Source organism: Massilia sp. LXY-5 (assembly GCF_059801075.1).
This window is the reverse complement of sequence record NZ_JBNNEH010000002.1, coordinates 69,599-96,460: the sequence shown is the minus strand read 5'-3', so window position 1 is coordinate 96,460 and position 26,862 is coordinate 69,599. Positions and strand designations below refer to the sequence as shown.

The 26,862-nt window shown below is 63.3% G+C and carries 28 protein-coding genes; 23 read left to right on the top strand and 5 right to left on the bottom strand.

Going from position 1 to position 26,862, the window contains the following annotated elements:
• Positions 1–29 precede the first annotated feature (29 nt).
• Both ACI48I_RS03900 and fliB read left to right on the top strand, forming a co-directional pair.
• Entirely contained in the window at positions 30–1,619 is a 1,590-nt protein-coding gene (locus ACI48I_RS03900; RefSeq protein WP_498573386.1) for a GGDEF domain-containing protein, read from the top strand.
• A gap of 164 nt (positions 1,620–1,783) precedes the next feature.
• Positions 1,784–3,022, top strand: coding sequence for a flagellin lysine-N-methylase (gene fliB, locus ACI48I_RS03895; RefSeq protein ID WP_498573385.1), 1,239 nt, complete (start codon positions 1,784–1,786; stop codon positions 3,020–3,022).
• Between the two features lie 89 nt (positions 3,023–3,111).
• Here fliB and fliD read toward each other — a convergent pair whose 3' ends face one another.
• The 3 genes from fliD to ACI48I_RS03880 form a co-directional block, all read right to left on the bottom strand.
• On the bottom strand, positions 3,112–4,485 hold the full coding sequence (gene fliD, locus ACI48I_RS03890) for a flagellar filament capping protein FliD (RefSeq protein ID WP_193688726.1): 1,374 nt from the start codon (positions 4,483–4,485) through the stop codon (positions 3,112–3,114).
• Positions 4,486–4,527: 42 nt separating this feature from the next.
• Positions 4,528–4,884 (bottom strand): flagellar protein FlaG, encoded by a 357-nt coding sequence (locus ACI48I_RS03885; RefSeq protein ID WP_193688725.1) that lies wholly within the window; start codon positions 4,882–4,884, stop codon positions 4,528–4,530.
• 72 nt (positions 4,885–4,956) lie between these two features.
• Positions 4,957–5,784, bottom strand: a complete 828-nt coding sequence (locus tag ACI48I_RS03880) for a flagellin N-terminal helical domain-containing protein (RefSeq protein WP_193688724.1) — start codon at positions 5,782–5,784, stop codon at positions 4,957–4,959.
• Between the two features lie 358 nt (positions 5,785–6,142).
• Between ACI48I_RS03880 and ACI48I_RS03875 the strand changes: the two genes are divergently transcribed.
• The 7 genes from ACI48I_RS03875 (at position 6,143) to ACI48I_RS03845 (ending at position 11,698) form a co-directional block, all read left to right on the top strand.
• Positions 6,143–8,059 carry a putative bifunctional diguanylate cyclase/phosphodiesterase gene (locus ACI48I_RS03875; protein WP_498573384.1) on the top strand — a complete coding sequence of 639 codons (1,917 nt, stop codon included), beginning with the start codon at positions 6,143–6,145 and terminating at the stop codon, positions 8,057–8,059.
• A gap of 138 nt (positions 8,060–8,197) precedes the next feature.
• A complete protein-coding gene (locus ACI48I_RS03870) occupies positions 8,198–8,395 on the top strand; it encodes a hypothetical protein (protein WP_193688722.1) in 198 nt (65 codons plus the stop codon).
• A gap of 288 nt (positions 8,396–8,683) precedes the next feature.
• On the top strand, positions 8,684–9,124 hold the full coding sequence (gene fliS / locus ACI48I_RS03865) for a flagellar export chaperone FliS (protein WP_498573383.1): 441 nt from the start codon (positions 8,684–8,686) through the stop codon (positions 9,122–9,124).
• Positions 9,124–9,453, top strand: a complete 330-nt coding sequence (locus ACI48I_RS03860) for a flagellar protein FliT (RefSeq protein WP_193688720.1) — start codon at positions 9,124–9,126, stop codon at positions 9,451–9,453. Before fliS ends, ACI48I_RS03860 begins: the two co-directional genes overlap by 1 nt.
• Positions 9,454–9,505: 52 nt before the next feature.
• On the top strand, positions 9,506–10,564 hold the full coding sequence (gene fliK / locus ACI48I_RS03855) for a flagellar hook-length control protein FliK (protein WP_193688719.1): 1,059 nt from the start codon (positions 9,506–9,508) through the stop codon (positions 10,562–10,564).
• Positions 10,561–10,956, top strand: a complete 396-nt coding sequence (locus tag ACI48I_RS03850) for an EscU/YscU/HrcU family type III secretion system export apparatus switch protein (protein WP_498573382.1) — start codon at positions 10,561–10,563, stop codon at positions 10,954–10,956. The genes fliK and ACI48I_RS03850 overlap by 4 nt, the downstream gene beginning before the upstream one ends.
• On the top strand, positions 10,949–11,698 hold the full coding sequence (locus ACI48I_RS03845; RefSeq protein WP_193688717.1) for a flagellar brake protein: 750 nt from the start codon (positions 10,949–10,951) through the stop codon (positions 11,696–11,698). The genes ACI48I_RS03850 and ACI48I_RS03845 overlap by 8 nt, the downstream gene beginning before the upstream one ends.
• A gap of 48 nt (positions 11,699–11,746) precedes the next feature.
• Here the strand turns inward: ACI48I_RS03845 and ACI48I_RS03840 are convergent, their stop codons facing one another.
• Positions 11,747–13,186, bottom strand: coding sequence for a tyrosinase family protein (locus tag ACI48I_RS03840; protein WP_498573381.1), 1,440 nt, complete (start codon positions 13,184–13,186; stop codon positions 11,747–11,749).
• A gap of 406 nt (positions 13,187–13,592) precedes the next feature.
• Between ACI48I_RS03840 and ACI48I_RS03835 the strand changes: the two genes are divergently transcribed.
• Positions 13,593–14,636 carry an acyltransferase family protein gene (locus ACI48I_RS03835; RefSeq protein ID WP_498573380.1) on the top strand — a complete coding sequence of 348 codons (1,044 nt, stop codon included), beginning with the start codon at positions 13,593–13,595 and terminating at the stop codon, positions 14,634–14,636.
• Between the two features lie 85 nt (positions 14,637–14,721).
• Here the strand turns inward: ACI48I_RS03835 and fliE are convergent, their stop codons facing one another.
• Positions 14,722–15,111 (bottom strand): flagellar hook-basal body complex protein FliE, encoded by a 390-nt coding sequence (fliE, locus tag ACI48I_RS03830; RefSeq protein WP_193688715.1) that lies wholly within the window; start codon positions 15,109–15,111, stop codon positions 14,722–14,724.
• Between the two features lie 193 nt (positions 15,112–15,304).
• Between fliE and fliF the strand changes: the two genes are divergently transcribed.
• The 13 genes from fliF (at position 15,305) to fliR (ending at position 26,743) form a co-directional block, all read left to right on the top strand.
• On the top strand, positions 15,305–16,996 hold the full coding sequence (gene fliF / locus ACI48I_RS03825) for a flagellar basal-body MS-ring/collar protein FliF (RefSeq protein ID WP_498573379.1): 1,692 nt from the start codon (positions 15,305–15,307) through the stop codon (positions 16,994–16,996).
• On the top strand, positions 16,993–17,997 hold the full coding sequence (gene fliG, locus ACI48I_RS03820) for a flagellar motor switch protein FliG (RefSeq protein ID WP_193688713.1): 1,005 nt from the start codon (positions 16,993–16,995) through the stop codon (positions 17,995–17,997). Before fliF ends, fliG begins: the two co-directional genes overlap by 4 nt.
• Positions 17,998–18,015: 18 nt before the next feature.
• The gene (locus ACI48I_RS03815) at positions 18,016–18,744 is read left to right on the top strand and encodes a flagellar assembly protein FliH (RefSeq protein ID WP_498573378.1); all 729 of its coding nucleotides are present in this window, start codon (positions 18,016–18,018) and stop codon (positions 18,742–18,744) included.
• 92 nt (positions 18,745–18,836) lie between these two features.
• Entirely contained in the window at positions 18,837–20,153 is a 1,317-nt protein-coding gene (fliI, locus tag ACI48I_RS03810) for a flagellar protein export ATPase FliI (protein WP_498573963.1), read from the top strand.
• Between the two features lie 36 nt (positions 20,154–20,189).
• Positions 20,190–20,630, top strand: a complete 441-nt coding sequence (gene fliJ / locus ACI48I_RS03805; protein WP_498573377.1) for a flagellar export protein FliJ — start codon at positions 20,190–20,192, stop codon at positions 20,628–20,630.
• 12 nt (positions 20,631–20,642) lie between these two features.
• Positions 20,643–21,956, top strand: a complete 1,314-nt coding sequence (locus ACI48I_RS03800) for a flagellar hook-length control protein FliK (RefSeq protein WP_498573376.1) — start codon at positions 20,643–20,645, stop codon at positions 21,954–21,956.
• Positions 21,957–22,200: 244 nt separating this feature from the next.
• A complete protein-coding gene (gene fliL / locus ACI48I_RS03795) occupies positions 22,201–22,719 on the top strand; it encodes a flagellar basal body-associated protein FliL (RefSeq protein ID WP_498573962.1) in 519 nt (172 codons plus the stop codon).
• A 20-nt stretch (positions 22,720–22,739) separates the two neighbouring features.
• Positions 22,740–23,720 carry a flagellar motor switch protein FliM gene (gene fliM, locus ACI48I_RS03790; RefSeq protein WP_193688710.1) on the top strand — a complete coding sequence of 327 codons (981 nt, stop codon included), beginning with the start codon at positions 22,740–22,742 and terminating at the stop codon, positions 23,718–23,720.
• A gap of 15 nt (positions 23,721–23,735) precedes the next feature.
• Positions 23,736–24,155 (top strand): flagellar motor switch protein FliN, encoded by a 420-nt coding sequence (fliN, locus tag ACI48I_RS03785; RefSeq protein ID WP_193688709.1) that lies wholly within the window; start codon positions 23,736–23,738, stop codon positions 24,153–24,155.
• Positions 24,152–24,883: a flagellar biosynthetic protein FliO gene (fliO, locus tag ACI48I_RS03780; protein ID WP_498573375.1), complete on the top strand. Its 732-nt coding sequence runs from the start codon at positions 24,152–24,154 to the stop codon at positions 24,881–24,883. Before fliN ends, fliO begins: the two co-directional genes overlap by 4 nt.
• Positions 24,873–25,616, top strand: a complete 744-nt coding sequence (fliP, locus tag ACI48I_RS03775; protein WP_498573374.1) for a flagellar type III secretion system pore protein FliP — start codon at positions 24,873–24,875, stop codon at positions 25,614–25,616. Before fliO ends, fliP begins: the two co-directional genes overlap by 11 nt.
• Positions 25,617–25,626: 10 nt before the next feature.
• Positions 25,627–25,896, top strand: a complete 270-nt coding sequence (fliQ, locus tag ACI48I_RS03770; RefSeq protein ID WP_193688707.1) for a flagellar biosynthesis protein FliQ — start codon at positions 25,627–25,629, stop codon at positions 25,894–25,896.
• 13 nt (positions 25,897–25,909) lie between these two features.
• A complete protein-coding gene (gene fliR, locus ACI48I_RS03765; protein ID WP_193688706.1) occupies positions 25,910–26,743 on the top strand; it encodes a flagellar biosynthetic protein FliR in 834 nt (277 codons plus the stop codon).
• Positions 26,744–26,862 lie beyond the last annotated feature (119 nt).

Below are 26,862 nucleotides of genomic sequence, written 5' to 3'. Positions count from 1 at the left end.
GCTGCACAGCAAATACGTAAGCCTGCATCATGCCTAACCCTCCCGCCCCGCCCGCCCAGAACCCCGTCGATATCGCGCGCGAAGCCTTCCGGCGCCTCGCCACACGCCGCATCGCACCGACGCCCGACGCGTATCGGGACATCTACGACGAGATTGCCGGCATCCCGAAGCCCGCATTGGGACCCGCATCTGCCCCCGTTGCGCCGAGCACCGGCGCGGCCGAGGTGGTGCTGGTCGACTTTGCGACGCAGCTGACCGACACCCCGGGCGAACTGGCCGAATACGGCCGCCGCCTGAACCGCGCGGTGAAGGTGCGCGACTGGGAAGCCTATGCGCGCGCCCTGTCGCAGCTGGTCGAGAAGCACTTGCGGCGCGGCATTCCGCCGGGCGTGACCTATGGCATGGAAAGCAAGGACACCGTGCTGCTGCGCGAACTGCTGAGCCGCACGCTGGCGTTTGCCCTGGCGTCGCTGCTACCGGCCAGCCCCAAGCTGGCAAGCGAAGCCGAGTCGCTCGGCGCCGCCGTGAAAATCGCGCATGGCGAAGCGGCGCTGCAGGAAATCGCAACGCGCCTGAAGGAACTCTGCTTCCAGATCGAACTGCATAACGGCGATGCCGGCGAACAGCAGGAGCTGCTGCTGCGCCTGTTCAAGCTGCTGCTGGAGAACGTCAGCGAATTGCTGGACGACGACAGCTGGATGCGCGGTCAGATCGAGGCCGTGCAGGAACTCATCAGCGGCCCGATCGACACGCGCGCACTGGAAGATGTCACGCGCAGCCTGAAGGACGTGATCTACAAGCAGGGCCAGCTGAAGCACAACCTGTCCGACGTCAGGACCACCGTCAAGAACATGATGATGACCTTCATCGACCGCCTTGGTTCGGTGGCGGCCTCGACCGGCGACTACCACGACAAGCTGGGCGGCTTTTCGGAACGCATCCGCAATGCCGGCGACATCACGGAGCTGAACGAGGTACTCGACCAGGTCCTGAGCGAGACCAGGCAGGCGCAAGCGGAGGCCCTGGCCTCGCGCGACCGCATGCTGGCCGCGCACCGCGAGGTGCAGGAAGCTGAAAGCAGGATCAAGGAGCTGGAAGCGAAGCTGCAGCACATGAGCGAACTGGTGCGCGAAGACCAGCTGACCGGCACCCTCAACCGGCGCGGCCTGGACGACGTGTTCGAGCGCGAAAGCGCGCGCGCCGACCGCCGCAACACGCCGCTGTGCGTGGCCCTGCTCGACCTCGACAATTTCAAGAAGCTCAACGATACCTATGGCCACCTGGCCGGCGACAACGCCCTGCGCCACCTGGCCAAGGTGGTGAAGGCGACGCTACGCTCGATTGACGTGATCGCCCGTTTCGGTGGCGAGGAATTCCTGATCATGCTGCCGGAAACCCCGGTCGAGGCGGCCGTGCTGACCATGACGCGCCTGCAGCGCGAGCTGACCAGGCATTTCTTCATGCACGATAACGAGAAGCTGTTGATCACGTTCTCGGCCGGCGTGGCCTTGCGCCTGCCGAACGAGGACCAGGCGAGCTTGCTGGCACGGGTGGACCGGGCGATGTACAAGGCGAAACAGTCGGGAAAGAACCGGGTGGAAGTGGCCAGCGACAGCTGACCGGACCCTGGTATTCGCGACCATGACGCTTCCACATCTTGTGAGTGGAAACAGACAAACGCGCATCCAACCGGGCCGGAATGTGAATTTTTGGCCCAATCTTCTTGAAACGATTGTTTCCGCAAAGTACGATCAGACTTGCCCCCAGCCTACTACGGACAACCATGGCCATCCTTCACCCTTCCAAATCCCTTACCGCGCTCGTGCCCCAGTATGTCAGCCGTTTCAGCTGCATCGGCTCCAGCTGCGAGGACAGCTGCTGTGCAGGCTGGCGCGTGAACGTCGACAAAAAGACGTTCAACGCCTACCGCCAGTCGAATCATCCGGAACTCAAGCCTGTGTTCGAAAGCAGCGTCAGGCGCGTGCGCAGCCAGGAAAGCGATGCCAGTTACGCGCGCATCGAACTGCATCAGGAATCGGCGGCCTGTCCGCTCATGCAGGACAGCCTGTGCTCGGTGCAGAGACACCTCAACGAAAGCTATCTGTCCGACACCTGCTTCAGCTACCCTCGTTCGACGCGCCAGTTCGCAGGCGGTATTGAACAGAGCCTGACGCTGTCCTGTCCGGAAGCGGCGCGCCAGGCGTTGCTGAGTCCGGACGCCTTCGATTTTGTCGAGAGCAAGGTCGTCGTGCGTGACACCTCGGCCGGCAAGATCAAGCCCATGCACGGGCTGCGTCCGGAGACCATGAATGAAATCCGGATCTTCTGCTTCCAGCTGATGCGCACGCAAGGCCTGGAAGTGTGGGAAAAGCTGGCAGTGCTGGGCGTATTCTGCGAAAGCCTGACCAAGGCGATTCAGGCGCACAAGCAGCAAGCAGTCCCTGCCCTGATCGAAGAACTGGTTGCAGCACTCGAGACCGGGTCTATCACCGATGCCTTGAAGGACATGCCGCCCAATCATTACCAGCAAGCGGCGGTGTTCGCCACCATGTGGAACGTCCGGCATAAAACTACCCACTCCACCTCGCAGAATGCCATCCTGGACATGATCGCAAGGGGTATGCCAACGGACCCGGCCAGCGGGGAATCGGTCGAGCAGCAAATCGTTGCCAACTACCGCCGCGGCATCGAACGCCTGCCGGCCGCGCTGAGCGAAGCACCCTGGCTGATGGAGCATTATCTACTGAACGAAATGTTCAGCGCCCTGTTCCCGTTCGGCGACAGCACACCCTACGAACACTACCTGCGGCTGGTCTCGCGTTTCGGCATGGTCCGCTTCGTGCTGGCCGCCCAGTGCAACAGCGACGCCAGCTTGCCGACGCCGGCCCTGCTGGCCCAGACGGTCCAGGTGTTTTGCCGCCGCGTCCAGCACGATATGAAGCTGGCGCAGCAGATTAACCAGGCCCTGCAAAACACTGGCTGGGACAGGCTGGACCGGATCTTCGGCTTCCTCCGTTCCTGATCCGTCAAACGCGGGCATGAACGAAAACAGGGCTGTCCGAGATCGGACAGCCCTGTTTTTTACGTCGATACCGGTTGCTAGTGTATTGCTTAGTATCCGCTGTTGGCTGCCAGCGCCGCCAGCTGTTGCGTCATATAGCTGCTCATGCTTTGCATATTGACCATCATCGAGTCGAGCGAGGTGAACTGCGTGCGGTAGCGCTTCTCGGTCTGGGCCAATTGCAGCTCCATCCGGTCACTGCTTTTCTCCAGGCCCTTGATCGAGGCGTTCAGGCCATCCGTGCGGCTCTTGAACACTCCTTTCGAGCCCAGCATATCTTCCGTGACCTTGGCAAGGCGGGTAGCGACGCCGGACGCCGAGTTGAACAGATTCGACACGCCCTCGAAATTGGTGGCGATCGCTGTCTCCAGCTTGGCCGGCTTTTCCAGTTTCAGGGTACCGTCGCGCTGGAAGGCAATCCCGATGTCGGACAGCGACGACAGGCCCGTGGCGCCGCTGACTGCTTTGCCGAGTTCGGAGCGTATGCTGCCCAGGATCGAGCGCGCACCCGCGTCACCGTTGAGTACAGCGCCAGTTTTCGTGGCGGCATTGTAGGCGGTCTGCTTGTTGACCGCCGTAGCCAGCGCGTTGTAGGCGTCGACGAAGGCGGTGACCGACTTCGTCACCGTCGCCGCGTCTTTCGCGAGGGTGATCGTGGCCGGGCTGCCGATATTGGTCTGGGCCAGGTTCAGGGTCACACCCTTGATCGCATCGATCACGGTATTCGATGGTTTCGACACCGCGATGCCGTCAATCGTCATCTCGGCATTCTGCGCAGTCTGCGTCCGCGCCATATTCGGCTCCGTCGGCGGCACGGTGACCGGCGGGGGCGTGCTATCGAAACGCGCCAAGCTGCCCGTCGCAGCAATCGTCACGCCGTTGGCACTGCCGCTCTGGTTGCCCGTGATGACGAGACGATCTTGCGTGCCGTCGTTCAGGATGGTGGCAGTCACGCCGGCGTTGGCTTTGTTGATGGCACTCGAGACACTAGCCAGGGTGGCATCGGTCAGGTTCACAGTCGTGGGCTTGCCACCGATCGTGATTTCCATCGAACCGGGGCCGAGGAACTTTGCATCTGTTGCAATGCCGGACGACACCAGCTTATCGCTCTGCGCCAGTTTGCTTACCTCGATCGAATAGCTGCCGGCTGCCGCACCGCCGTCCTTGGTAGCGGACACACCGATCGCATCGGCTTTGGTGGACGTTGTCGTCAGCGCCCGCAGGGCGTCGCCCGACAGCGCCTTCACGGCTGCCTGGAAGGTGGACACCGCGCTCTTGAGCGTACCGAACGCGGACAGTTTGGAATTGAAGCTGGCTTGTTTCGCTTGCAGGTTCGCGAGCGGCTGCTTCTCGACCTCCATCAGGGACGTCACGAGACCGTTGACGTCCAACCCCGACAGCATGCCTGCGGCACTAATACCCATTGTTCGCTTCCTTCATATAAGACGGATGCAGATGCCCCGGCCTCAAGCCTTGTCGCGCAACATCACACCCTGCATCTGTTCGATCGAACGCCACAGCTTGAGCGCCTCGACGCTCGGGATCTGGCGCAGCACCGCGTCAGTCTGGGTGTCGACCACCTTGACCACGGTGCGGCCGCTGTCCTCGTCGACCGAAAAACGCACGCCTTGCGCATTGGCCTGCGCCACCTTGTTCAGGTCGGCAACGGCATTGCCCAGTTCGACACCGGCCAACTTGTTGTCCACATGTGCAAACGCCGCGACGGGCGCGGCAGAGGTAACTGGCTTGACGCCGTCCACCGACGGCCGCGCCGTATTGCCGGCGACGACCGATGGGCTTCCAGCTTGTATTGGTTGCAACATCGGAACACCTCTTTGAAAACAGCTGTGCGGGGCTTAACCCCGCACAGCTGGACCATCGATTATATCGGGGGATTAACCGCGCAGCAGCGACATCACGTTGTTCGGTGCCGAGTTGGCCTGGGCCAGCATCGCGGTACCTGCCTGCTGCAGGATCTGCGCGCGGCTCAGCTTGCTGGTTTCAGAAGCGTAGTCGGTATCCATGATGCGGCTCTTTGCGGCCGACTGGTTCTCGATCGAGCTCGACAGGTTGCTGATCGCATAGCCCATACGGTTCTGTGCGGTACCCAGCGACGCGCGCTCCGTGTTCAGGGCCTTCAGGGCGCCGTCGATCTTGGCGATGGTGGCGCCAGCGTTGGCAGGCGTATCAACCTTCAGGTCGGTCGCAGCGGTGAACTTAGCGTAGCCGTCGCTGTCGGCGATGGCGACCTTGATCGATTCGTCCTTGTTGGCGCCGACCTGGATGTCGACGGTGAGCGGAGCGCCCGACTTCATCAGGCTTTTGCCATTGAAGCTGGTCGTGTCGGCGATACGGGCGATTTCGTCATTCAGAGCCGACATCTCGGTGCCGATGTTGCCGGTTTCGTCGGCGCCGTTGGTGCCGTTGGCGGCCTGGACTGCCAGTTCACGCATACGCTGCAGTGCATCCGAAATGTTCGACATGGCGCCGTCGGCGGTCTGGATCATCGAGATGCCGTCGTTGGCGTTACGCGATGCCTGGGTCATGCCGCGGATCTGCGAGTCCATCTTGGTGGCGATCGACAGGCCGGCTGCGTCGTCCTTGGCGCTGTTGACGCGCAGGCCAGACGACAGGCGGGTCATCGATGTTTGCAGGTCGTTGCTCGACTTGGCCATGTTACGTTGCGCATTCAGCGACGACATGTTGGTGTTGATGATCGACATGGTAGTTCTCCAGTGGGCAGTTCAGTTAGGTGCTGCTATCAGGGGTTCGGTTTCTTGCTTGCTTTGCTGTTTCAGCTCGCTTGTATTCTTTAACGGAGACCTCTGCAAAACCTTGAGGATTTTTTTAAAAAAAATGTTTGTGAGCAACTTCGCACTGGTCGCTGACAGGTAGCGGGCGAATTGGCGAGGACTGCTACAAGGGCATTAACGGCGGTCTGGCTAAAATAATGAGACGGCGGCAGGCCGCTTTCCATGGATTTAACAATCGTGCGCTAATTGCAAAATTTCGATTGTTCTGGCGTAATACAGGCTGGACCACGAACCCGGCCGTATCGTCACGATGCGGCCCGCCCCGCACATGATGACACCCGCCATTCCGGTCGACGAAGCCCGGCGGCTCGCCGCCCTGCACGCAACGAGCCTGTTCGGCACGGGCCCCGAGGAAGCATTCGACCGGATCACGCGGATGACGGCCAAGCTGCTGGGGGTGCCGACCGCCCTGATCTCGCTGGTCGGCAGCGACACCCAATGGTTCAAGTCGCGCTGCGGCTTCGACGCCCAGACCACCTCGCGCGAAGTGTCCTTCTGCGGCCACGCGATCCTGACCGACCAGCCGCTGGTGGTCGAGGATGCCGCCAACGACCCGCGCTTTGCCGATAACCCGATCGTGGTCGGCGCACCGCACATTCGCTTTTATGCGGGGGTGCAGCTGTATTCTGTCGAGCGCGCCAAGCTCGGCACCCTGTGCATCATCGACAGTGCGCCGCGCGAACTGGACGCGGCCGAACTGGCTGAACTGCACGACCTGGCGCGCATGGTCGAGGAGCTGATCTACCACCGCCAGCTTGTCATGGCCGCGCAGCAACTGCACGACCAGCTGCAACAAAACGCCTCGCGTGCCCAGCTGGCCGCTTCCGCCGGCCAGGTCGAATTCCTGCTGACCCACGATACGCTCACCGGACTGGCCAACCGCCAGGCCCTGCTGGGGGCGATCCGCGACAGCGTGGCCGACTGGGGCCGGCGCACCAGCTCCGCCGCGGTGGCCTGCCTGAACATCGACCGTTTCAAACGCGTCAACGACGCGCTCGGCCATGCCGCCGGCGATGAAGTGCTGGTGGCCGTCACCCGCTGCCTGCAGGCCGGGCTGGCGGAGGACGACTTGCTGGCGCGCACCGGCAGCGACGAATTCGTGCTGCTGCTGAACCGGACCGGCGGCGAAGCGGCGCTGCTGGCGCGCCTGCGCGGCCTGCTGGAAAGCGTCAACAGCAGCGTTTCCTGGGCCGGGAAAGACATTTCCATCACCTGCAGCCTCGGGTTCGCCTGTTTCCCGCAGGACGGCGAGGATGCCGACACCCTGCTCAGCAATGCCAACACGGCGATGCGCCATGCCAAGGAAACGGGCGGCGCGCGCCTGCAGCACTTCGCACCGGCCCAGCGCCGCGAACTGGGACGGCGCATGGCGCTCGAACACCAGCTGCACCGCGCCATCGAACGCGAGGAATTGTTCCTGCAGTACCAGCCGAAGATCGATCTGCAGGGCGGCACCCTGGCCGGCTTCGAGGCCCTGCTGCGCTGGCGCCATCCGGAACACGGCATTGTCTCTCCAGAGGAATTCGTGCCGATTGCCGAGGAAACCGGCCTGATCGTGCCGATCGGCGACTGGCTCGTGCGCACGGCGGTCAAACAGATGGCGGCCTGGCACGCGGCCGGCCTGCCGCAGATTCCGGTGGCGGTGAACCTGTCGGCGCGCCAGTTCCTGCAAGGCGACGTGGTGGCGCTGGTCCGTGAACTGCTGGCGCAGGAGAAAATCGCACCGCACCTGCTGGAACTGGAACTGACGGAAAGCCTGTCGATGGCCGACCCCGAACGCAGCCTGGCGATCATGCGCGAGCTGCGCGCGCTCGGGGTCACGCTCAGCATCGACGATTTCGGCACCGGCTATTCGAGCTTCGCCTATCTCAAGCGGCTGCCGATCGACAAGCTCAAGATCGACAAGTCTTTTGTCCACGACATGGTGCACAGCTCGGATGCGCGCGCCATCGTGCAGGCGATCGTCGCCATGGCGCACCGCATGCACCTGCGCGTGGTGGCCGAAGGCGTCGAGGTGGCGGCCCAGGCCCTGGCGCTGCGCGACACCGGCTGCGACCAGGCCCAGGGCTATTATTATGCGCGTCCGCTCGACGCGCTCGAGGCCGGCGCTTTCCTCGCGCCCGGACCGTATGCGGAAGCGGCGCTTCCCATGCGGAAAGGCCAGCCCGGCGGTTCGCATGCCTGAGTCGTCTTTACAACAGAAACATTTTCTAACAATTCGACCACGTGCGCGGGGTCGACATGGATATCATTGTATTAACGCGACACGGAGGACGTATGCGACGTCCGGCTGGCTGTCGAGCGGGTTGATGGTGCGAGTTTCATGATGCAAAGAAGAACCGACGAGCAAACGGCGCTGACCGCCGAATATGCTCTTTATCTGGTGGACATTCGCGGAGTCGAATTCGCCCTGACCTATCTCGACACCTGCAATGTGCCGCGCTCGATCCTGACGCGTGCCCTGCAGAGTCCCGAAGCGCGGCGCCATCACGAGCGGCGCCAGCGGCCACGCAACGACTGACTTTTTTAAGCCTCGCGTGAGCGCTTCCTGCTGGCGCGCAATCTCCCTTCTTCACTCTTGTGCGCGGCCCGGCACGCCTGTCGAATCCATTATCGGGATGACAAAGCCTGAAAAAGCCGGGTATTCCCGCCTCTCAAGTCCGGTTAGAACCTGCCGTTAAGCCAGTAAACTACCCACGCTGAAGAATGGCAGGACGGCCTCGACGCCGCACCGACCAGCTCCAGCACGAACTTGGCGGAACGCCCCCTGGCGCGCTCCCCACACTTGAAGAAGTATTGGAGGTTCACGATGTTTGGATCGATGCAGCGCGGCGTCAACGCTTACGCCAAAGTAGGACTGGAAACCTCGGTGATTTCCGCTTCGCCCCATAAACTGATCGTCATGCTGTACGACGGCGCCCTGGCCGCGATCAAGAGTGCCTCCACGCACATGGCGGCTGGCAATATCGTCGAGAAAGGCGCGGCTGTCTCGAAAGCCCTCGACATCATCAACAACGGCCTGCGCGCCAGCCTCGACAAGAAGGCCGGCGGCGAGATCGCCAGCAACCTCGACGCCCTGTACGTGTACATGACCGAACGCCTCCTGACCGCCAGCCTGCAGAACAAGACGGCGCTGCTCGACGAAGTGCAGACCCTGCTGACCGACCTGCGCGACGCATGGACGCAGATCGGCGAAAAGCCGGTTCAGCCGGCCGCGATGTCGCACCACCCCGTGATGGCGAGCGCCTGATGATGACGGGCCAGGAAGTCCTGCTCGAGTACGCGGCGGTCGCCGACCTGACCGGGCAGATGCTCGCCGCCGCCGAAGCCGGCGACTGGGACCACCTGGTGGTCCTCGAGCGCGCATGCACGGCGCACGTCGACACCTTGAAACGCAGCGAAGCGGCGGTCGAACTCAATCCGTCGGGCCGCCAGGCAAAGATCGACTGCATCCGCCGCATCCTGGCCGATGACCGCAAGATCCGCGACCTGACCATGCCCTGGATGGCCCAGCTGTCCGCCCTGATCAACAACTCCGGTACCCAGCGCCGCCTCGTCAACGCCTACGGCAGTGTTTGACGCCGGGCGCGCCAGCGGCGGCCTGCTCCCTCCGACAGGTCCTTAGCTTTCCATGGTCGAGCGCATCCCCAGTCCCGGCCTCAGCGCCCCGCTACCGGCCCGGCCGGTAGCGCCGACCGAACGCACGGGCGATCCCCGCCTCGAAGCCTTCCAGCGTACCCTCGCCACCATGCTCGGCAGCCAGGTGCAAGCCGCGGTGCTGGCACGCCTCGGCGACGGCAGTTTCATGGTGCGCGTGGCGGATATGCCGGTGCGCATGATGCTGCCTCCGGGCATTCAGCCCGGCGCGCAGCTGACGATGACAGTGCTCGCCGCGTCTCCGCAGCCGACCTTCGGCCTCGGCGACGCCGCCCTGCACGGCACCCTGCTGCCCTTGAGCGCGAACGCCGCCTCGCTGGCGGCCAGCGTCGCCGCCGCCAGCTCGCGCCTGCTGCAGGCAGGCGGCCAGGGGCAGTCGGCTGAGCTCAGCCCGGCGGCGCGCCTGCTTGGCCAGGTCCTGAAAAGCGCCGCCGGCGCCCCGCCGCTGGCCAGCCTGAACCCCAGCACGCCGCTCTTGCCGCAGGGCGCCCCCGATCCGGCGCAGCTGGCGGGACAATTGCAGCAGGCCGTGGCCAAAAGCGGCCTGTTCTACGAATCGCACCTTGCGCAATGGGCGGAAGGCAAACGTCCGCTGGCCGAACTGATGGCGGAACCGCAGGCGCGGCAGGCGCCCGGCACCCTTCCCACCGATCCCTCGGCTTCGCAGCTGATCAACCAGCAGTTGGCGACGCACGAATCCGGCCAGCTCGTGTGGCAGGGTCAATTCGGCCCCGGCCAGCCGATGCGCTGGGAGATCACACGCAATGGCGACGATGGCGAGGATGCCGCCCAGGCGCGCGGCGGCAAGGACGACGGGGCCGGCTGGCACAGCGGCCTGCGCCTGCGTTTCGCCCTGCTGGGAGAAGTCGAAGCCAGCGTCAGCCTGCGTGGCGCGCGCCTGCATATCGAATTGGTGGCAGAATCGGGGAGCGCCAGCCTGCTGCGCGCGGAGGCGCCGCGCCTGCAGGAAGCGCTGGCGGCGGCCGGCAACGAACTGGCGGCGCTGCGCGTCAACGATCGGGAGGGCGCATGAGCGAAGTGCCGCAACGCCAGCAGCGCGCCGTCGCCCTCGCCTACGCTGCCGGATCGAGCGCGCCGACGGTGGTCGCCAAGGGCCGCGGGCTGGTGGCCGAACAGATCATCGAGCGGGCGAACGACGCCGGCGTGTTCGTCCACGAATCGAAGGAACTGGTCGCGCTGCTGATGGATATCGACCTCGACGGCCAGATTCCGCCGGCCCTCTACCGCGCAATTGCGGAACTGTTAGCATGGCTATATCATATTGAGTCAGCGCAACAACTCGGCAGGCCCACTCAGGCCCCGCCGGACAGCGCTCTCCATATCGACTCATCTGCAAACTCATTTGCAGACTTACCTGCAGACTCACCTGCAATATCGGCGGAACAAGATGCAAGCAATGCATGACGCAGAACTGGAAAACTGGCACGACTACGAGGTGCAGTCGCGCCGCGAGATCGTGGCGCTGCTGCGCCAGATCGGCGAAAAGAAGCAATTGATCCGGATGAAGATCAAGGGCGAGGCCGATGTCTGCGTCACCTCGATCCTCGAGGTCGATGCCGACGATGGCGTGTTCGTGCTGGATCGCTCGATCAACCGCGAGCAGAACGAGCGCATCGTGCAGGCCAGGAGCGTGCTCTGCGAAACCTACCTCGACAAGATCCGCATTTTGTTCAGCGTGAACGGCGTGCGCGAAGCCGAGTTCCGGGGCGCGAGCGCGCTGGCGGCCGAGATTCCGTCTTCCCTGATCCGCCTGCAGCGGCGCGAGTTTTATCGGATGCCGACGCCGGTGACCAATCCGGTACCGGCCCTGGTGCCGATGCCGCTCGACCTCGGGGGCGGCAACGCCACCTTCCCGCTGGCCGACATCAGCTGCGGCGGCGTCGCCCTGCTCGACAACAAGATGATGCTCAATTCGACGATCGGCCAGACCTTCACCAATTGCCGCATCGAGCTGCCCGAGATCGGCACCGTCACCACCTCGCTCCAGGTGCGCAATGCGCTGGACGTGACGATGCTGAACAACAAAACCAGCCGCCGCATCGGCTGCATGTTCGTCGATATTTCGCGCGGGAACATGGCTGCTGTGCAACGCTATATCACCAGGCTGGAGCGTGAGCGCAATGCGAAGCTCGCCGGCCTGAACTGACGCCGCTTCACCGGCGCCGGCCCTGGCCGGTTTGCAGACGGTGGATCGTCAGGAATCCTTCTCCTCGGTCGACAGCTCCAGCCGCGCCTCGCCGATACCGATCGTCGCGCCGCGCGGGCTGTTGTCGCCATCGACCCGGATGAAGGAGATCGATGCGATACCGACGCGCAGCTCCTGATTCCGCACCAGCCCCCGCGCAACCGTGTAACTCAGCCGTGCCGGGCCGCCATGATGGGATGCGCCGTTGATCTGGAAGGCGCCCAGGGTCCCGAGCAGCACCGACGTCTGGCCGTTGGCCGTGCCATCGGCAGACGGTGTATTCAGGTAGACCTGGTAAAAATATCCACCGTTCATGCCCTCATCGGTCAGCTCGAGATTATCGAGTACGACCTGCACCGATCTGTATTTCCTGGCGCTGCCCCGAACCGTCCCCGGGTTGCCGCGCATGATCTCCTGTACCGCGGCCCAGTCTTCCGGCAAGACCGGGAACTGTGCGCTGACGGAGCGCTGGTCCAGCCCGATCGCAAGCGCCCCGCCAATCGAAAAAGTCGTGTCGCCGGTCGGCTTGCGCCCGCCCGGCTTGAATGGCCCCGCCGGTGGAATGGGCAGCAGACGCTCGTTCCCATGCGCCTGCACCTGGTGTACCTCGCCGCGCGGCAGCTGGGCGACCGGCATGGTGGTCGGCATGAACTCGTTCTGATAGTAATACTGCAGGTTGGTGCGCGTGTCGTAGGTGAAGCTTCTTTGCATCGTCAACGTGCTGGTATAGGTATGGCTTCCCAGCCAGTAGGAGTTGGTCGTCGCCGGCATTTTCCGTCCCCCGCCGGCAGCCACCCAGGCAACCCAGAGCCGGTCGACGTTCGCGTGGTGGAGCCAGAAAATCGGGTCGTTCGGCGAATTCATCGTTGCCATCACATTGCCGATGATGTCGTGCACCGGATTGTGCGGGGCCCCTTCCAGGCTGGGCTCGAAGGCGTTGTACAGGCCGCGCTGGAAGTTCGTCACCGTCGCGGCAAAAGGAGCAAGGGTCAGGGCTTGCCGCACGTTGGTATTGACCCGCGGCACATACAGGGGATTGGTACTGCTTGCATTCGTGAATTCGGCAGGCAATGTCGCGTTGGAATAGTAATCCCAATAGGGAAGGACAAGCTTGCTGTCGCCGGAGACGATACGCAGCTGGCGCTCGAAATAACAGAGGTAACCGCGATGCCAGGCGTAAAAATAAGCGACGCCGTGGGGGCAGCGATTGAGGTGGATATTCGTCCAATACGCCCAACTGTTCGGATCAGCTGCATTCGTGTTTGCCTTCATCCGGCGTATTGCCGTGAGCAGCGATCCGTATTGCGGCGTGACCTTGAAGCTCTGCCATTCCTGGCGTTTCTGAAGGACCGTTTGCGCCCAGGCCCCCATCGGAATGGCAGGCGCAGCAAGCGCAATGACCGAGTCGCGGAGAAAACGTCTCCGCATCATTTCTTGATTAGTCATCATATCCCCTAAGGAAGTGCCTTACGTATTCGCCGGCTTATCCCATTCGATCGGGATCGGCGATATTCGACGCTACGCACATTCGAGAGGGGGCGCTTGACAAATATCAGAGCTACTCGGACGCACATTTGTGCCTCCTGGATCCATAGCGCATCGCAAAAATACGGGTACGAATATCAGGAAATTTCTCTAATCAAAGTACGCCTCAGATACAAACGGATTCGGTTTTTTAATAAAAAGCCGCTACTACTTATCTGCATCAAGTCCGGTCGCTGAAGTACCGATAAACTTGATGACGGAACTGTTTCCATTTTTTTAACCCCACCAGGGGAACTGGGATGGCCTGCATGAAACATTCGCCCTGGCACTACGGCGCCGCTTTCACGAATCAAGTGTTCGGTGCGTGGCAATGATGACTTCCACATCGCCCTCCCCCAATCTCGACGTGCTGCGCTCGCTGGCGGTCAGTTTCGTCGTGATCAGCCATCTTCTGCTGGATAACTCGCTGGCAAATCCTGGCGGCTTCGACACCCATATCCTGGGCACGCTGGGTGTGATGATCTTCTTCGTGCACACCTGCCTGGTGCTGATGTTTTCGCTGGATCGGCAAACGAGGGTCCTCGGCGGTCCTCCCACGACGATATCCTTTCTTGTAGTCCGGGCCTTCCGGATCTATCCCCTGAGCATCGTGGTCGTCGTTGTGCTTTCCGTGATCGAACGGATGCACTCCGGGACGCAGCCGAACCTGTCTACCTTCCTCAGCAATGTGTTCCTGATACAGAACCTGACCGGGAGTGCCAACGTCACGCCGGTACTGTGGAGTTTGCCCTACGAATTCCAGATGTATTTCTTCCTGCCTGTGCTGTTCATCTGGTCACGCTACAGTGGCAGATATTCATCCGGCGGCATCGCTGCGCTATGGTGTGCGTCCGTTGCGCTCGTACTTGCTTTCTGGCGGCTCGGGATCGATTTCAGCCTGGTCAAGTTCTTCCCCTGCTTTCTGCCGGGGGTGCTGGCGTTTTGCCGGCGGCGCACGCCTCGCAGCTATTCACCGGGCGTCTTGTTCGCCTATGTCGGGGCGGTCGCCATCCTCTATCCTTCGCTGGTCGGACACGGCGCGAATGCCACCGTGCTTTCCTGGCTCATTTGTTTGCTGCTCGGCATGTTGATTCCGAAATGCGGGGAAATTAAATCAAACCTGATCCGGAATGTCGGCAGCGTGATTGCCCGTTACTCCTACGGAATCTATCTCGTCCACGACCCCATCCGTTATTTTTCGTTTCATTACCTGAAGGGGATATCGCCGTTCGTCCAATGGTCGGTCTTTGTTGTCGCCGTGGCCGGCCTTTCTTATTTTGCTTACCATTTCATCGAAAAGCCTTGCATCGATTTGGGGCGGGCTGCCGTCAACCGCTTCAATTTCAACCGCACGCGGACCGCGCCGGATCTCTGAACGCCAGCGACAGCCAAAAAAAGGGCCGCTTCCAATTGGAAAGCGGCCCGTGTGCATTAAAGGCAATGTTAGTCGTCCAGAAAACTCAAACCTGCATATTCATGATCTCGTGATACGCCGACACCAGCTTGTTGCGCACCTGCACCGTCGCCTGGAATGCAATCGTGGATTTTTGCATCGCGATCATCGTGTCCGAAAGGCTGACGCTGTCGTCGCCCATGGCGAAGCGGTTGCCCAGGTCCTCGGCCGTTTTCTGTGAATTGCTGACCTGCTCCAGCGAATTCTTGAGGGCATCTGAAAAGCTGACCTTCGACGGACCTTCGTTGACCGGGGCGGCATTGCCGATCCCGCCGAGTCCGCCCAGGGCGCCAGGCCCACCGGTGCCGAGCGAAGGCGCGGCCGGCTTCGTGGCCGCGGCCTTGAGCTGGGCCATCATCGCCTCGATCCGGCTGCTGTCGATTCCGCCTACGTTCATGGGTTCTCCTGTTCAATCTCTTGCGTGCCCCGGTACAAACCGTACGGGAGCAATGTCAGGCTTGCAGGTTACCAGCGTCCACGCAAGCCGCTGAGTCGAGCAGGAGGGGAAAGCGCCTCCTATTCCCCCGTTTGAATGTTGCCCCAAGGCTTCATAATTCGGCTCTGATCTCCTTTCTCCCCTGGACAACAACATGGCTGCAACCGCCGACGACCTGCTCGACACCCCTGCTGCTCCACAACCGTTCCTGAAAACCCCCATGGGCCGCAACGTGCTCATCGGCGGTGGCGTGGCGGCGGTGCTGGCTGCTGTGTTGGCGATCTGGATGTGGAGCAAGTCCCCCGATTACCGCGTGCTGTACGCCAACTACAGCGACAAGGACGGCGGCGCCATCACGGCCTCGCTCGACCAGATGGGCGTGAAATACAAGTTTTCCGAGGGCGGCACCGCCATCCTGGTGCCGGCCGAGCAGGTGCCGGACCTTCGCCTGAAGCTTGCCTCGCAGGGCTTGCCGAAAGGCGGCAATGTCGGCTTCGAGCTGATGGAAAACCAGAAGCTGGGCGTGTCTCAGTTCCTGGAGCAAGTCAATTACCAGCGTTCGCTCGAAGGCGAGCTGGCGCGCTCGATCCAGTCGCTCGGCTCGGTGGCCGGCGCGCGCGTCCACCTGGCGCTGCCGAAACCGTCCGTATTCGTGCGCGACCAGCAAAAGCCGACGGCCTCCGTCCTGCTGAACCTGCAATCTGGCCGTGCCCTCGATCCGGGCCAGGTCAGCGCCATCGTGCACCTGGTGGCGTCCAGCATTCCTGAACTGACGATCGGCAACGTCACCGTCGTCGACCAGAACGGCAACCTGTTGTCCGAGCAGCCGAAGGCGAATGCGCTCGGCAAGCAGCTCGATGCGACACAATTAAAATATGTCGAGCAGGTCCAGCAGAACATCATCAAGCAGGTCGAATCGCTGATCACCCCGATCGTCGGCAAGGGCAATGTGCGCGCCGAAGCGACCGCCGACATCGATTTCGCCCAGGTCGACACCGCCGCCGAGATGTACAAGCCGAACTCGCCGCCGGAGCCGCAGGCGATCCGCAGCCAGCAGACCTCGGAGCAGACTGGCGCCACCACTGGCCCGGCCAATGGCATTCCCGGCGCGCTGTCGAACCAGCCGCCCGGCGTGGCCACCGCCCCATTGGAAGGTGGCGCACCCGGCGCCGCGCCGCAGACGACGACCGGCCCTTCAGCCAGGAACGCGACCACGAATTACGAGCTCGACAAGACGATCCGCTATGAGCAGCGTCCGATGGGCGGCATCAAGCGCCTGACGGTCGGTGTCGTCGTGAACTACCGCCGCACGGTCGACCCGGCTACCGGCAAGGTCACCGTGAAACCGCTGCCGGCGGCGGAAGTGGCGCAGATCAATGAACTGGTGAAGCAGGCGATGGGTTACTCCCAAAGCCGCGGCGACACGATGAACGTGGCGAATGCCCCCTTCGACGGCGTCGACCGTCCGGACGAGAACGGCCCCGACTGGTACAAGGATCCGTCCAACCTGCCGCTGGCCATGGAAATCGGAAAATACCTGCTGATCGCGGCTGTCATCGCCTTCCTCTACTTCCGCATCCTGCGCCCGCTGCTGCGTCCGGTGGTACGCAAGTTCGACGAAGCGACCGCGATCCCGGACGAGGAAAAGAAGGAAGGGCAGGACGAGGACGCCATCGTCGACCTCGAAGGCAAGCCGCTGCTGGGACCGGACGGCATGCCGATCGAGGAAGAGGAAGCACCGCGGGAGCGCAGTTATCGCGCCAACCTGGCGATGGCAAAGGAAATGGCGCAGAACGATCCGCGCATCGTGGCTAACGTAATCAAGGCATGGGTAGGTTCGGAATGAGCGACAAGGATAAAGACGGCATCACCAAGGCAGCCATCCTGATGCTGGCATTGGGCGAATCGGAAGCGGCCGAAGTGATGAAATTCCTCGGACCGCGCGAGGTGCTGAAGCTGGGCGCGGCCATGGCCGCCATGAAATCGGTGCAGCACGAGCAAGTGGTGAATGTGCTGGAAGCCTTCCGCGACGAAGCCGATGCGCACTCGACCGTGGGCCTGGATTCGGACGAATACATCCGCGAAGTGCTGACCAAGGCGCTGGGCGACGACAAGGCCGCCGTGCTCCTGAACCGCATCCTGGGCGGCAAGGACGCCTCTGGCATCGAAAGCCTGAAGTGGATGGATGCGCAATCGGTGTCGGAACTGATCCGCAACGAGCACCCGCAGATCATCGCCACCATCCTGGTGCACCTCGAGCGCGACCAGGCCTGCGAGATCCTCAGCCATTTCACGGACCGCCTGCGCAACGACGTCGTGCTGCGCATCGCCACCCTGGACGGCGTGCAGCCGGCCGCATTGCGCGAACTGAACGACGTGCTGACCAAGCTGCTGTCGGGTAACGAGCATATTAAAAAATCGTCGCTGGGCGGCGTGCGTACCGCGGCCGAGATCCTGAACTTCATGGCCGGGGAGCAGGAAAGTTCGGTGATGGAAAACATCAAGAACTACGACAACGACATGGCGCAGAAGATCATGGACGAGATGTTCGTGTTCGACAACATCATCGACATCGACGACCGCGGCATCCAGCTGCTGCTGCGCGAAGTGCAGTCGGACATGCTGATCATCGCCCTGAAAGGCGCCTCGCAGGACCTGCGCGAAAAGATCTTCCGCAACATGAGCCAGCGCGCCAGCGAAATGATGCGCGAAGACCTCGAGTCGAAAGGTCCGGTTCGTTTGTCGGAAGTGGAGGCGCAGCAGAAGCAGATTCTGCAGATCGTGCGCCGCCTCGCGGACGAAGGGCAGATCGTGTTGGGCGGCAAGGGCGAAGATTCCTTCGTCTGATCGGTAAATCGACGGGTAATGATGAGCAAAGACACGCAGGGCGCCTTCAAGCGCTGGGAAATGACCTCCTTCGGCGACGAGCGCCCCAGCTCGCTTGCGGCGCGCATCCAGGCCGAAGAACGTGCGGCAGCCGCTGCGGCCGCGTCAGCGGCGGCAGCGGCTGCCGCGGTCTTGCCTTCTCCCCATCCGGCAATGCAATTGCCGACCGCGGCCGAACTGGAGGCGCTGCGCGAAGGCGCGCGCGCCGAGGGTTACGAAGAGGGTCTGCAGGAAGGCCGCGCGGCCGGCCGCGCGGAAGCCTATGAAGCGGGCCGCGCCGAGTTGGCGCTGGAACAGGAAAACCTGCGCGCGATCGCGGCCACCTTCAGCCAGGCCGTCACCGCCGCCGACGAAACCATCGCCTCCGACGTGCTCGACCTCGCCCTGCACCTGGCGCGCTCGATGGTGCGCACCGCGTTGACGGTCCGCCCCGAGCTGATCATCCCGATCGTGCGCGAAGCGATCGATTATCTGCCCGTGCTGCAGGCGCCGGCGATCCTGGCCCTGCATCCCGAAGACATCGAGATCGTGCGCACCGCCCTCTCCGACGAACTGGACAAGGGCGGCTGGCGCGTCGTCGCCGATCCGCAGGTCGGGCGCGGCGGCTGCAAGGTCGATACCGCCAGCAACCAGATCGATGCCCAGGCCGCCGCGCGCTGGGCCCGCCTGACGCATGCGCTGGGCAAGAACGTCGAGTGGCTGGCTTAGTGGACACCACCCTGGGGGCGCCCGACCGCCACACGGCGCGCTGGAAATCCTACCTCGGCGACTGTCATTCCCTGATTGGCTTCGTCGAGCCGATGCAGGTCTCGGGCCGCGTCACGCGCGTGGCCGGGCTGGTAATGGAATGCGTGGGCCTGCGCCTGGCGGTCGGCAGCGCCTGCACCATCCCCCTGCCGAACGGCGCGAAGATCGAGGCGGAAGTCGTCGGCTTCGAGGGCGAGCGCCTGTTCCTGATGCCGCAATCGGACGTCGAAGGCGTGGTACCCGGCGCGCGCGTGTTTCCGGTCGAAACACCGGTGCCGCGTCCGGGCAGCGTCGCGCATCCGCGCCGCCGTCCGAGCGATCGCGCGCGCCACCTGCCGGTCGGCATGAAATTGCTGGGCCGCGTCGTCGACGGCGCCGGCCGCCCGCTCGACGGCAAGGGTCCGCTCGAAACCAGCGAGGTTGCGCCGATCAACGCCCGCCCCGTCAACCCGCTGGACCGCGCGCCGATCAAGGAAACCCTGGACGTGGGCGTGCGCGCCATCAATTCCATGCTGACCGTTGGCCGCGGCCAGCGTCTCGGCCTGTTCGCGGGTACCGGCGTCGGCAAATCGGTGCTACTCGGCATGATCGCGCGCTACACGACGGCGGACGTGATCGTCGTCGGCCTGATCGGCGAACGGGGCCGGGAGGTGAAAGAATTCATCGAGCAGATCCTGGGCGAGGAAGGCATGGCGCGCTCGGCCGTGGTCGCGGCACCGGCCGACAGCCCGCCCCTGATGCGCCTGCAGGGCGCCGCCTATGCGACCGCAATTGCCGAGCACTTCCGCGACCAGGGCAAGAACGTACTGTTGATCATGGATTCGCTGACCCGCTACGCGATGGCCCAGCGCGAAATCGCACTGGCCATCGGCGAGCCGCCGGCCACCAAGGGTTATCCGCCCTCGGTGTTCGCCAAGCTGCCGGTGCTGGTCGAGCGCGCCGGCAACGGCCTCGAGGGCGGCGGCTCGATCACGGCCTTCTATACCGTGCTCTCCGAGGGCGACGATCAACAAGACCCGATTGCGGATGCCGCACGCGGTATCCTCGACGGCCACATCGTCCTGAACCGCCACTTGGCCGAAGCCGGCCACTATCCGGCGATCGACATCGAGCAATCGATCAGCCGTGCCATGCACGGCATCACCTCGCACGCGCACCAGCTGGCGGCAAGAAAGCTGAAACAGCTGTATTCGCGCTACCAGCGCTCGCGCGACCTGATCAGCGTAGGCGCCTACGCCCCGGGCAGCGATCCGGTGCTGGACCAGGCGATCGCGCTCAACACACAGATCGAGGAGTTCCTGTGCCAGGAAATCCACGAAAACACGAATATGGGCCAGAGCTTGGGGCAATTAACCTCTCTGTTCAGCTGATCGGCTTGATGTTGCCGCCGGTATACTTTCTTCATCATGGCAAATCCTTCCGCACTTGAAACCCTGATCGAGCTGGCCCAGCGCGATTCCGACGACGCCGCCAAGCGTCTCGGCGCCGCCCTGAAAGCGGTCGAGGAAGCGGAACAAAAATTAAAAATGCTGCTGGGCTACCGCGACGATTACGCAAACAAGCTCGACCAGGCGCAGATGAACGGCATCACGCCCTTCGCCTACGCCAACTTCGTTGCCTTTGTCGGCAAGCTCGATAACGCGATCAACGGCCAGCAGGAAGTACTGAAGCACGCGAACTACAAGAGCGACCTGGAAAAGGCTGCCTGGCAGGAAAGCGAACGCAAGCGCCTTTCCTACCGCACCCTGAACGACCGCGCCGCCGCCGAAGCCCTCAGGATCGAAAACAAGCGCGACCAGAAAATGATGGATGACCACGCGGCGCGTACCGTCCGCGGCAACCAGTAACTCACGATGACGATGCACACGACCTCCCTCCCGATCCAGTTCAACGCCGCCGCCCCGCTCCCTGGCCAGCGCGCCAATACGAATGCGAATGCGAACACCGACGGCGTGAACTTCGGTGCGGCGCTGACCCAACAGCTGAACCTTCAACAGCTGAACCTTCAACAGATGAACCAGCGCCAGACCGAGCAGCGCCAGCTCGAGCAACGCCAGGCGCCGGTGCAGCCGCAGGCGACCATGCCGCAGCCGGTCGCCGCCGGTCCGAAACCGCAAGCGCCGGCCAAACCGGCCTCGAACGAAGCCAAACCTGCGCCGCGCGAGACCGTGAAACAGGCCGCGAAGGAAACCGGGCATCCGGCCGTGAGCAAGCAGGGCGAGAGCGCAAGCGCCGAGGAAAAGACGGCTGCCACCGAGGGCGAAGGCGGCGACGAGGCCGCCACCTCGGCCGACGCCAGGGCGGCGGACTCGGTCGTCGACATGCTGGCCCTGGTCGCGAGCTTCAATCAGGCGCAGCAAGCGCCCCCGATCCCGGCCGCAGCCCAGACGCCCGCAGCGCAGCCGGACGCGCTGCTGTCCGGCATGAAAAAATCGCTGGGCGAGGGCACCGAGCCGCTCGTCAAGCTGGAAGGCGATGCGCCCCTGGCTTCGATGACGGACGCGCCGCAGGACAAGGCCCAGCCGGGCATCGACCTGCGCGCCCTCGATCTCGGCAAGGCGGCCGAGACGGCCAAGCTGCCGGTCGAGGCTGGCGACTTCGCCGCCAGGCTGCGCGACAGCGCTGCCCATACCGCCGCCAGGGAAGGCGCGCCGGGCGCCGAGGCGCTCACCAGCCTCACGGCCCAGGCCACTGCCCTGCAGACTGCGCAAGCCGCCACCAGCGCACCGACCGACCGCCTCAGCGCACGCGTCGGCACGCCGGCCTGGGACAACCAGGTGGGCCAGAAAGTGATCTGGATGGTGGGAGGCGAAGACCAGAGCGCGACGCTGGAGCTCAATCCGCCGGACCTCGGCCCCGTGCAGGTGGTGCTGAACGTGAGCAACGACCTGGCCAGCGTGACCTTCTCTTCGCAGCAACTGGAAGTACGCCAGGCCCTGGAGAATGCCCTGCCACGCCTGCGTGAAATGATGAGCGAAAACGGCATTGCGCTCGGCAACGCGACCGTGAATGCCGGCGCCGAGGGGCGCCAGGGCCAGGAAGGCCAGGGCACTGGCGGTTCGGGCCCCGGCCGTGGCGGGAATGGCGGGGGCGACAGCGATGTGGCGGACGTCATGCCGCGTCCACGCACTCGCGTGATCGGCGGTGCGGGGGCGGTCGATACCTTCGCGTAAGCAGCAACGAATTCCGTTTACGGCCGCCGCGTGCGGCCGTTTTTTGTGGGTGCGCTTCGGGCCGCGATATACGCGAACGCAGCACTCTGGGCTCGAGAGCCCAGGGTACAAGACGGAAGAAACCTTGAGATGATGCACCTTCCCCCCTCTTTTCAAAGCTTGCCTCGGCGCACTTTTTCTCGATAATGACATAATTACGCAACCCCTATCAGGCACCAGAGGCAACTTGAAAGCGAATCCGAAAATGAAGGCTGACCCGAAGGCCGATGCAGCACCGGCGGCAGGCTCGAAGAAGAAGCTCATGATCATGGCGATCGCGGGTGTGCTCGTGCTGGGCGGTGGCGCCGGCGCAGGCTGGTTCTTCCTGCACGGCAGCGGCGATGCCGAGGCGGCCCATGCCGACGAGGCCCCGGCCAAGAAGAAGAAAAAGAAGGACAAGGAGCACATGAAAGCCGAATATGTGCCGATCGAAGCCTTTACGGTGAACCTGCAGCCCGAGAATGGCGACCAATACCTGCAGGTGCAGTTTACACTGCAGGTCGAGGGCCCGGAACAGGTCACCCTGCTCAAGGACCACATGGCCAAGGTGCGCAGCCGCGTCCTGCTCCTGCTATCGGGCAAGAAAGCTTCGGAAATCAATACGGTGGAAGGCAAGCAGCAGCTCGCGGGCGAGATCAAGGCCGCGGTCCAGGTGCCGTTCGATGAGGGCGGCAGCGAGCAGGACGTATCCGACGTGCTGTTCACCTCGTTTATTATCCAATGAGCATTCAGTAAAGAAATAACATGGCCGATAATTTCCTCTCACAGGAAGAAGTCGATGCCCTCTTAAAAGGGGTCAACGGCGATCAGGACGACATTGCCGCGCCTGAAGACACCTCGGGAGTCCGCACCTACAACCTGGCGACCCAGGAGCGGATCGTGCGCGGCCGTATGCCGACGCTCGAGATCATCAACGAGCGCTTCGCGCGCTTGCTGCGCATCGGCCTGTTCAACTTCCTGCGCCGCAGCGCCGAAGTCTCGGTGGGCTCGGTGCGGGTCTCGAAGTACAGCGAATTCATCCGCAACCTGGTGGTCCCGACCAACCTGAACCTGATCCACATGAAGCCCCTGCGCGGCACCGCGCTGATGGTTTTCGATCCGGGCCTGGTGTTCCTGCTGGTGGACAACCTGTTCGGCGGCGACGGCCGCTTCCATACCCGCGTCGAGGGCCGCGACTTCACCCAGACCGAGCAGCGCATCATCATGCGCATCCTGGACGTCGTGTTCGAGGCCTATACCAAGTCGTGGGAACCGGTCTATCCGATCGAGTTCGAGTACGTGCGTTCCGAGATGAACACCCAGTTCGCGAACATCGCGACGCCGAACGAAGTCGTGGTATCGTCCACTTTCACGATCGAGCTCGGTCCGGTATCGGGCCAGATCCACTTCTGCATGCCGTATTCGATGATCGAGCCGATCCGCGATGCGCTGACCTCGAGCCTGCAGGGCGAGGCGCTCGAAGTCGATAAACGCTGGATCCGCCTGATGACGCAGCAGATCCAGGTGGCCGAAGTCGAACTCGTGGCCGAACTCGGCCACGGCAAGGCGAACTTCGACGAAATCCTCAACATGAAAATCGGCGACGTGATCCCGATCACCGTTCCCGAAGCGATCCAGGCCACCGTCGACGGTGTGCCGGTGATGGAATGCTCTTACGGCGTCTTCAACGGCCAGTACGCGCTGAAGGTCGAGAAATTGCTGGCCAACAGCGACAGCTTCAAGTAATTCAGGAGAAACACCATGTCCGATACCCAAGACGACCAGATCCTCGACGACGACTGGGGCGCCGCGATTGCCGAGCAGGCCGCGGCCGAGGCCGCCGCGCTGCAGAAGCAGCAGACCGCCAGCGCCGCCGTGTTCCAGGACTTCGGCACGAAGAACGTGCGTCCGGATACCCCGAACGACATCGATTTCATTCTCGACATCCCGGTGCAATTGACCGTGGAACTGGGCCGCACCAAGATCGCCATTAAAAACCTGCTGCAGCTGGCGCAGGGCTCGGTCGTCGAGCTCGATGGCCTGGCCGGCGAGCCGATGGACGTGCTGGTCAACGGCTGCCTGATCGCCCAGGGCGAGGTGGTGGTCGTGAACGACAAGTTCGGTATCCGCCTGACTGATATCATCACGCCTTCGGAACGGATCAGAAAATTGAATAAATGATGTCGACGCGCGCCCCCGCCTGCCCTCCCGCAATCCAGTACGACACCATTGGCCAGGCGATCGCGCCTGCCCGGTTATCGACCTGCCTGCGCAGGGGCGGCGCGAGCGCGTTGCTGGCGGCATCCTTCCTGATGCCGCTGGCCGCCACGGCCCAGCCGGCGGCTGCGCCTGCGACTGCTCCCGCAACTGCTCCCGCAACGGCGCCGACAACTGCGCCGGCCACGCCTGCCGCCGAACCAGCCACCACCGTCGGTGAAGTCCCGACCGTCCTCGCTACGACGCCGACGCCGGCGCCCGGCGCGGCCACCATGCCCGCTGCCCCTGCCGCCATTCCCGCCGTTCCCGCCAATCCGGTCACGCTGCCGCAGGCGACGCCCGGCCCCTCCGCAGGCAGCCTGCTGCAAACCATCCTCGCCCTGGTGCTGGTGCTGGCCCTGCTGGCCGGCCTGGCCTGGGCCGCCAAGCGCTACGCGCCGCGCATGGCCGGCAACTCGGCCAACCTGCGCATGGTAGGTGCATTGAACATCGGCGGGCGCGAACGCATCATGGTGATCGAAGTGGGCGATCAGTGGATCGTGGTGGGCGCGTCGCCGGGCCGCGTGAACGCGCTGGCGACGATGCCGAAAGGCGATGCCGGCGCGACCGCCGCCCTCGCCGGCCATGCGCCGTCGGCCTCGAATTTCGGCGACTGGCTGAAACAGACGATAGACAAACGTAATGCGAAATAAAAAGAAACTCCTGCTGGCGGCGGGACTCGCCCTGCTGCCGCTGGCCGTACTCGCCGCGCCCGGCGTGCCCGCCTTCACCACCGCCCCTAGCCCCGGCGGCGGCACCACGTATACGCTGCCGGTGCAGACGCTGCTCTTGATGACGGCGTTTACTTTCCTGCCGGCCGCGCTGCTGATGATGACGAGTTTTACCCGCATCATCATCGTGCTGTCCCTGCTGCGCCAGGCGATCGGCACGCAAACGGCGCCGCCGAACCAGGTGATGGTCGGTCTCGCCCTGTTCCTGACCCTGTTCGTGATGGGCCCGACCTTCGACAAGATCTATACGCAAGCCTATCTTCCTTTGCAGGAAAACCAGATCCAGATGACGGAAGCGATGAGCCGCGGCGCCCAGCCCCTGAAGGACTTCATGGTCAAGCAGACGCGCCAGTCGGACCTCGCCATGTTCGTGAAAATCTCGCGCACCCCGGCCCTGCAGGGTCCGGAAGACATTCCGCTGCGCGTCCTGATTCCGGCCTTCGTGACGAGCGAACTGAAGACGGCCTTCCAGATCGGCTTCGCGATCTTCATCCCGTTTTTGATCATCGACATGGTCGTGGCCTCGGTCCTGATGTCGATGGGCATGATGATGATGTCGCCGGCCGTGATTTCGCTGCCGTTCAAGATGATGCTGTTCGTGCTGGTCGACGGCTGGCAACTGCTGCTGGGCTCGCTGTCCCAGAGTTTCAATTAGGGAGCGCGCGATGACGCCGGAAACCGTTATGACGATGGGCCGCACGGCCATGGAAATCACGCTGCTGGTGTCGGCGCCGCTGCTGCTGGTCGCCCTGATTATCGGTTTGATCGTCAGTATTTTCCAGGCTGCCACCCAGATCAACGAAGCGACCCTCTCCTTCATCCCGAAACTGGTCGGCGTGTTCGTGGCCCTGGTGGTTGCCGGTCCCTGGATGCTGTCCGTGATGCTCGATTACATGCGGCAAGTGTTCACCGGCATCCCGAACATGGTCGGCTAATCGGCTCCTCGCTGTGCTGACGCTCACCTCGGTCGAGATCAACGCCTGGATCGCAGGCCTGCTGTGGCCGCTCACGCGCATCCTCGGCATGATCGCGTCCGCCCCGCTGTTCGGCCACGCCAGCGTGCCGAACCAGGTCAAGCTTATCCTCGGCGTGCTGCTGGCGCTGATCATCGCGCCCACCGTGCCCGCCGTGCCCGCAGTCGACCCGATGTCGTATGCGGGCTTGCTGATCCTGGTGCAGGAAATGCTGGTCGGCGCCGCGATGGGCTTTTCGATGCGCCTCGTGTTCGCGGCCATCGAGTATGCCGGCGAACTGGCCAGTTCGACCATGGGTTTCGGTTTCGCTTCCTTCTTCGACCCCACTACCCAAGGCCGCTCGGCCGCAATCAGCCAGTTCCTGTCGATGGTGGCGACGATGGCTTTTCTTGCCGTCAACGCCCACCTGGTGCTGCTGGCGGCGCTGTCGGAAAGCTTTATCAGCCTGCCGATCTCCGCCACGCCGATCTCGCTCGCCGCACCGCTCGAACTGGCGCGCCTGGGCAGCCGCATCTTCTCGGCCGGCCTGCAGATTTCGCTGCCGATCATCGCCGCCCTGCTCATCACCAACGTCGCGCTCGGCATCCTGACGCGCGCCGCGCCCCAGCTGAACATCTTCGGCATCGGCTTTCCGATCACGCTCGGCGTCGGCATGCTGACCCTGAGCGTTGCATTACCCTACCTGAACACGCCGATCCAGAACCTGTTCAACGAGGGCATCGAGGCCGGGCGCCGGATTCCGCGCGCTGCCGCGGAACGCGTGCCGCCCGCGCTCGCGCCGCAGCGGCCGGTGCCCGCTTCGCAGTAAGTTCGCGCCTCGCGGCTTTGCACAGGATCACGTTTTCCTGTGCTAAATCTCCAAGTGAATTTCGCTCGCTCATGATCGCGCACTGGACTATCATGCATGCAGGATGCCTGATTTTTCAG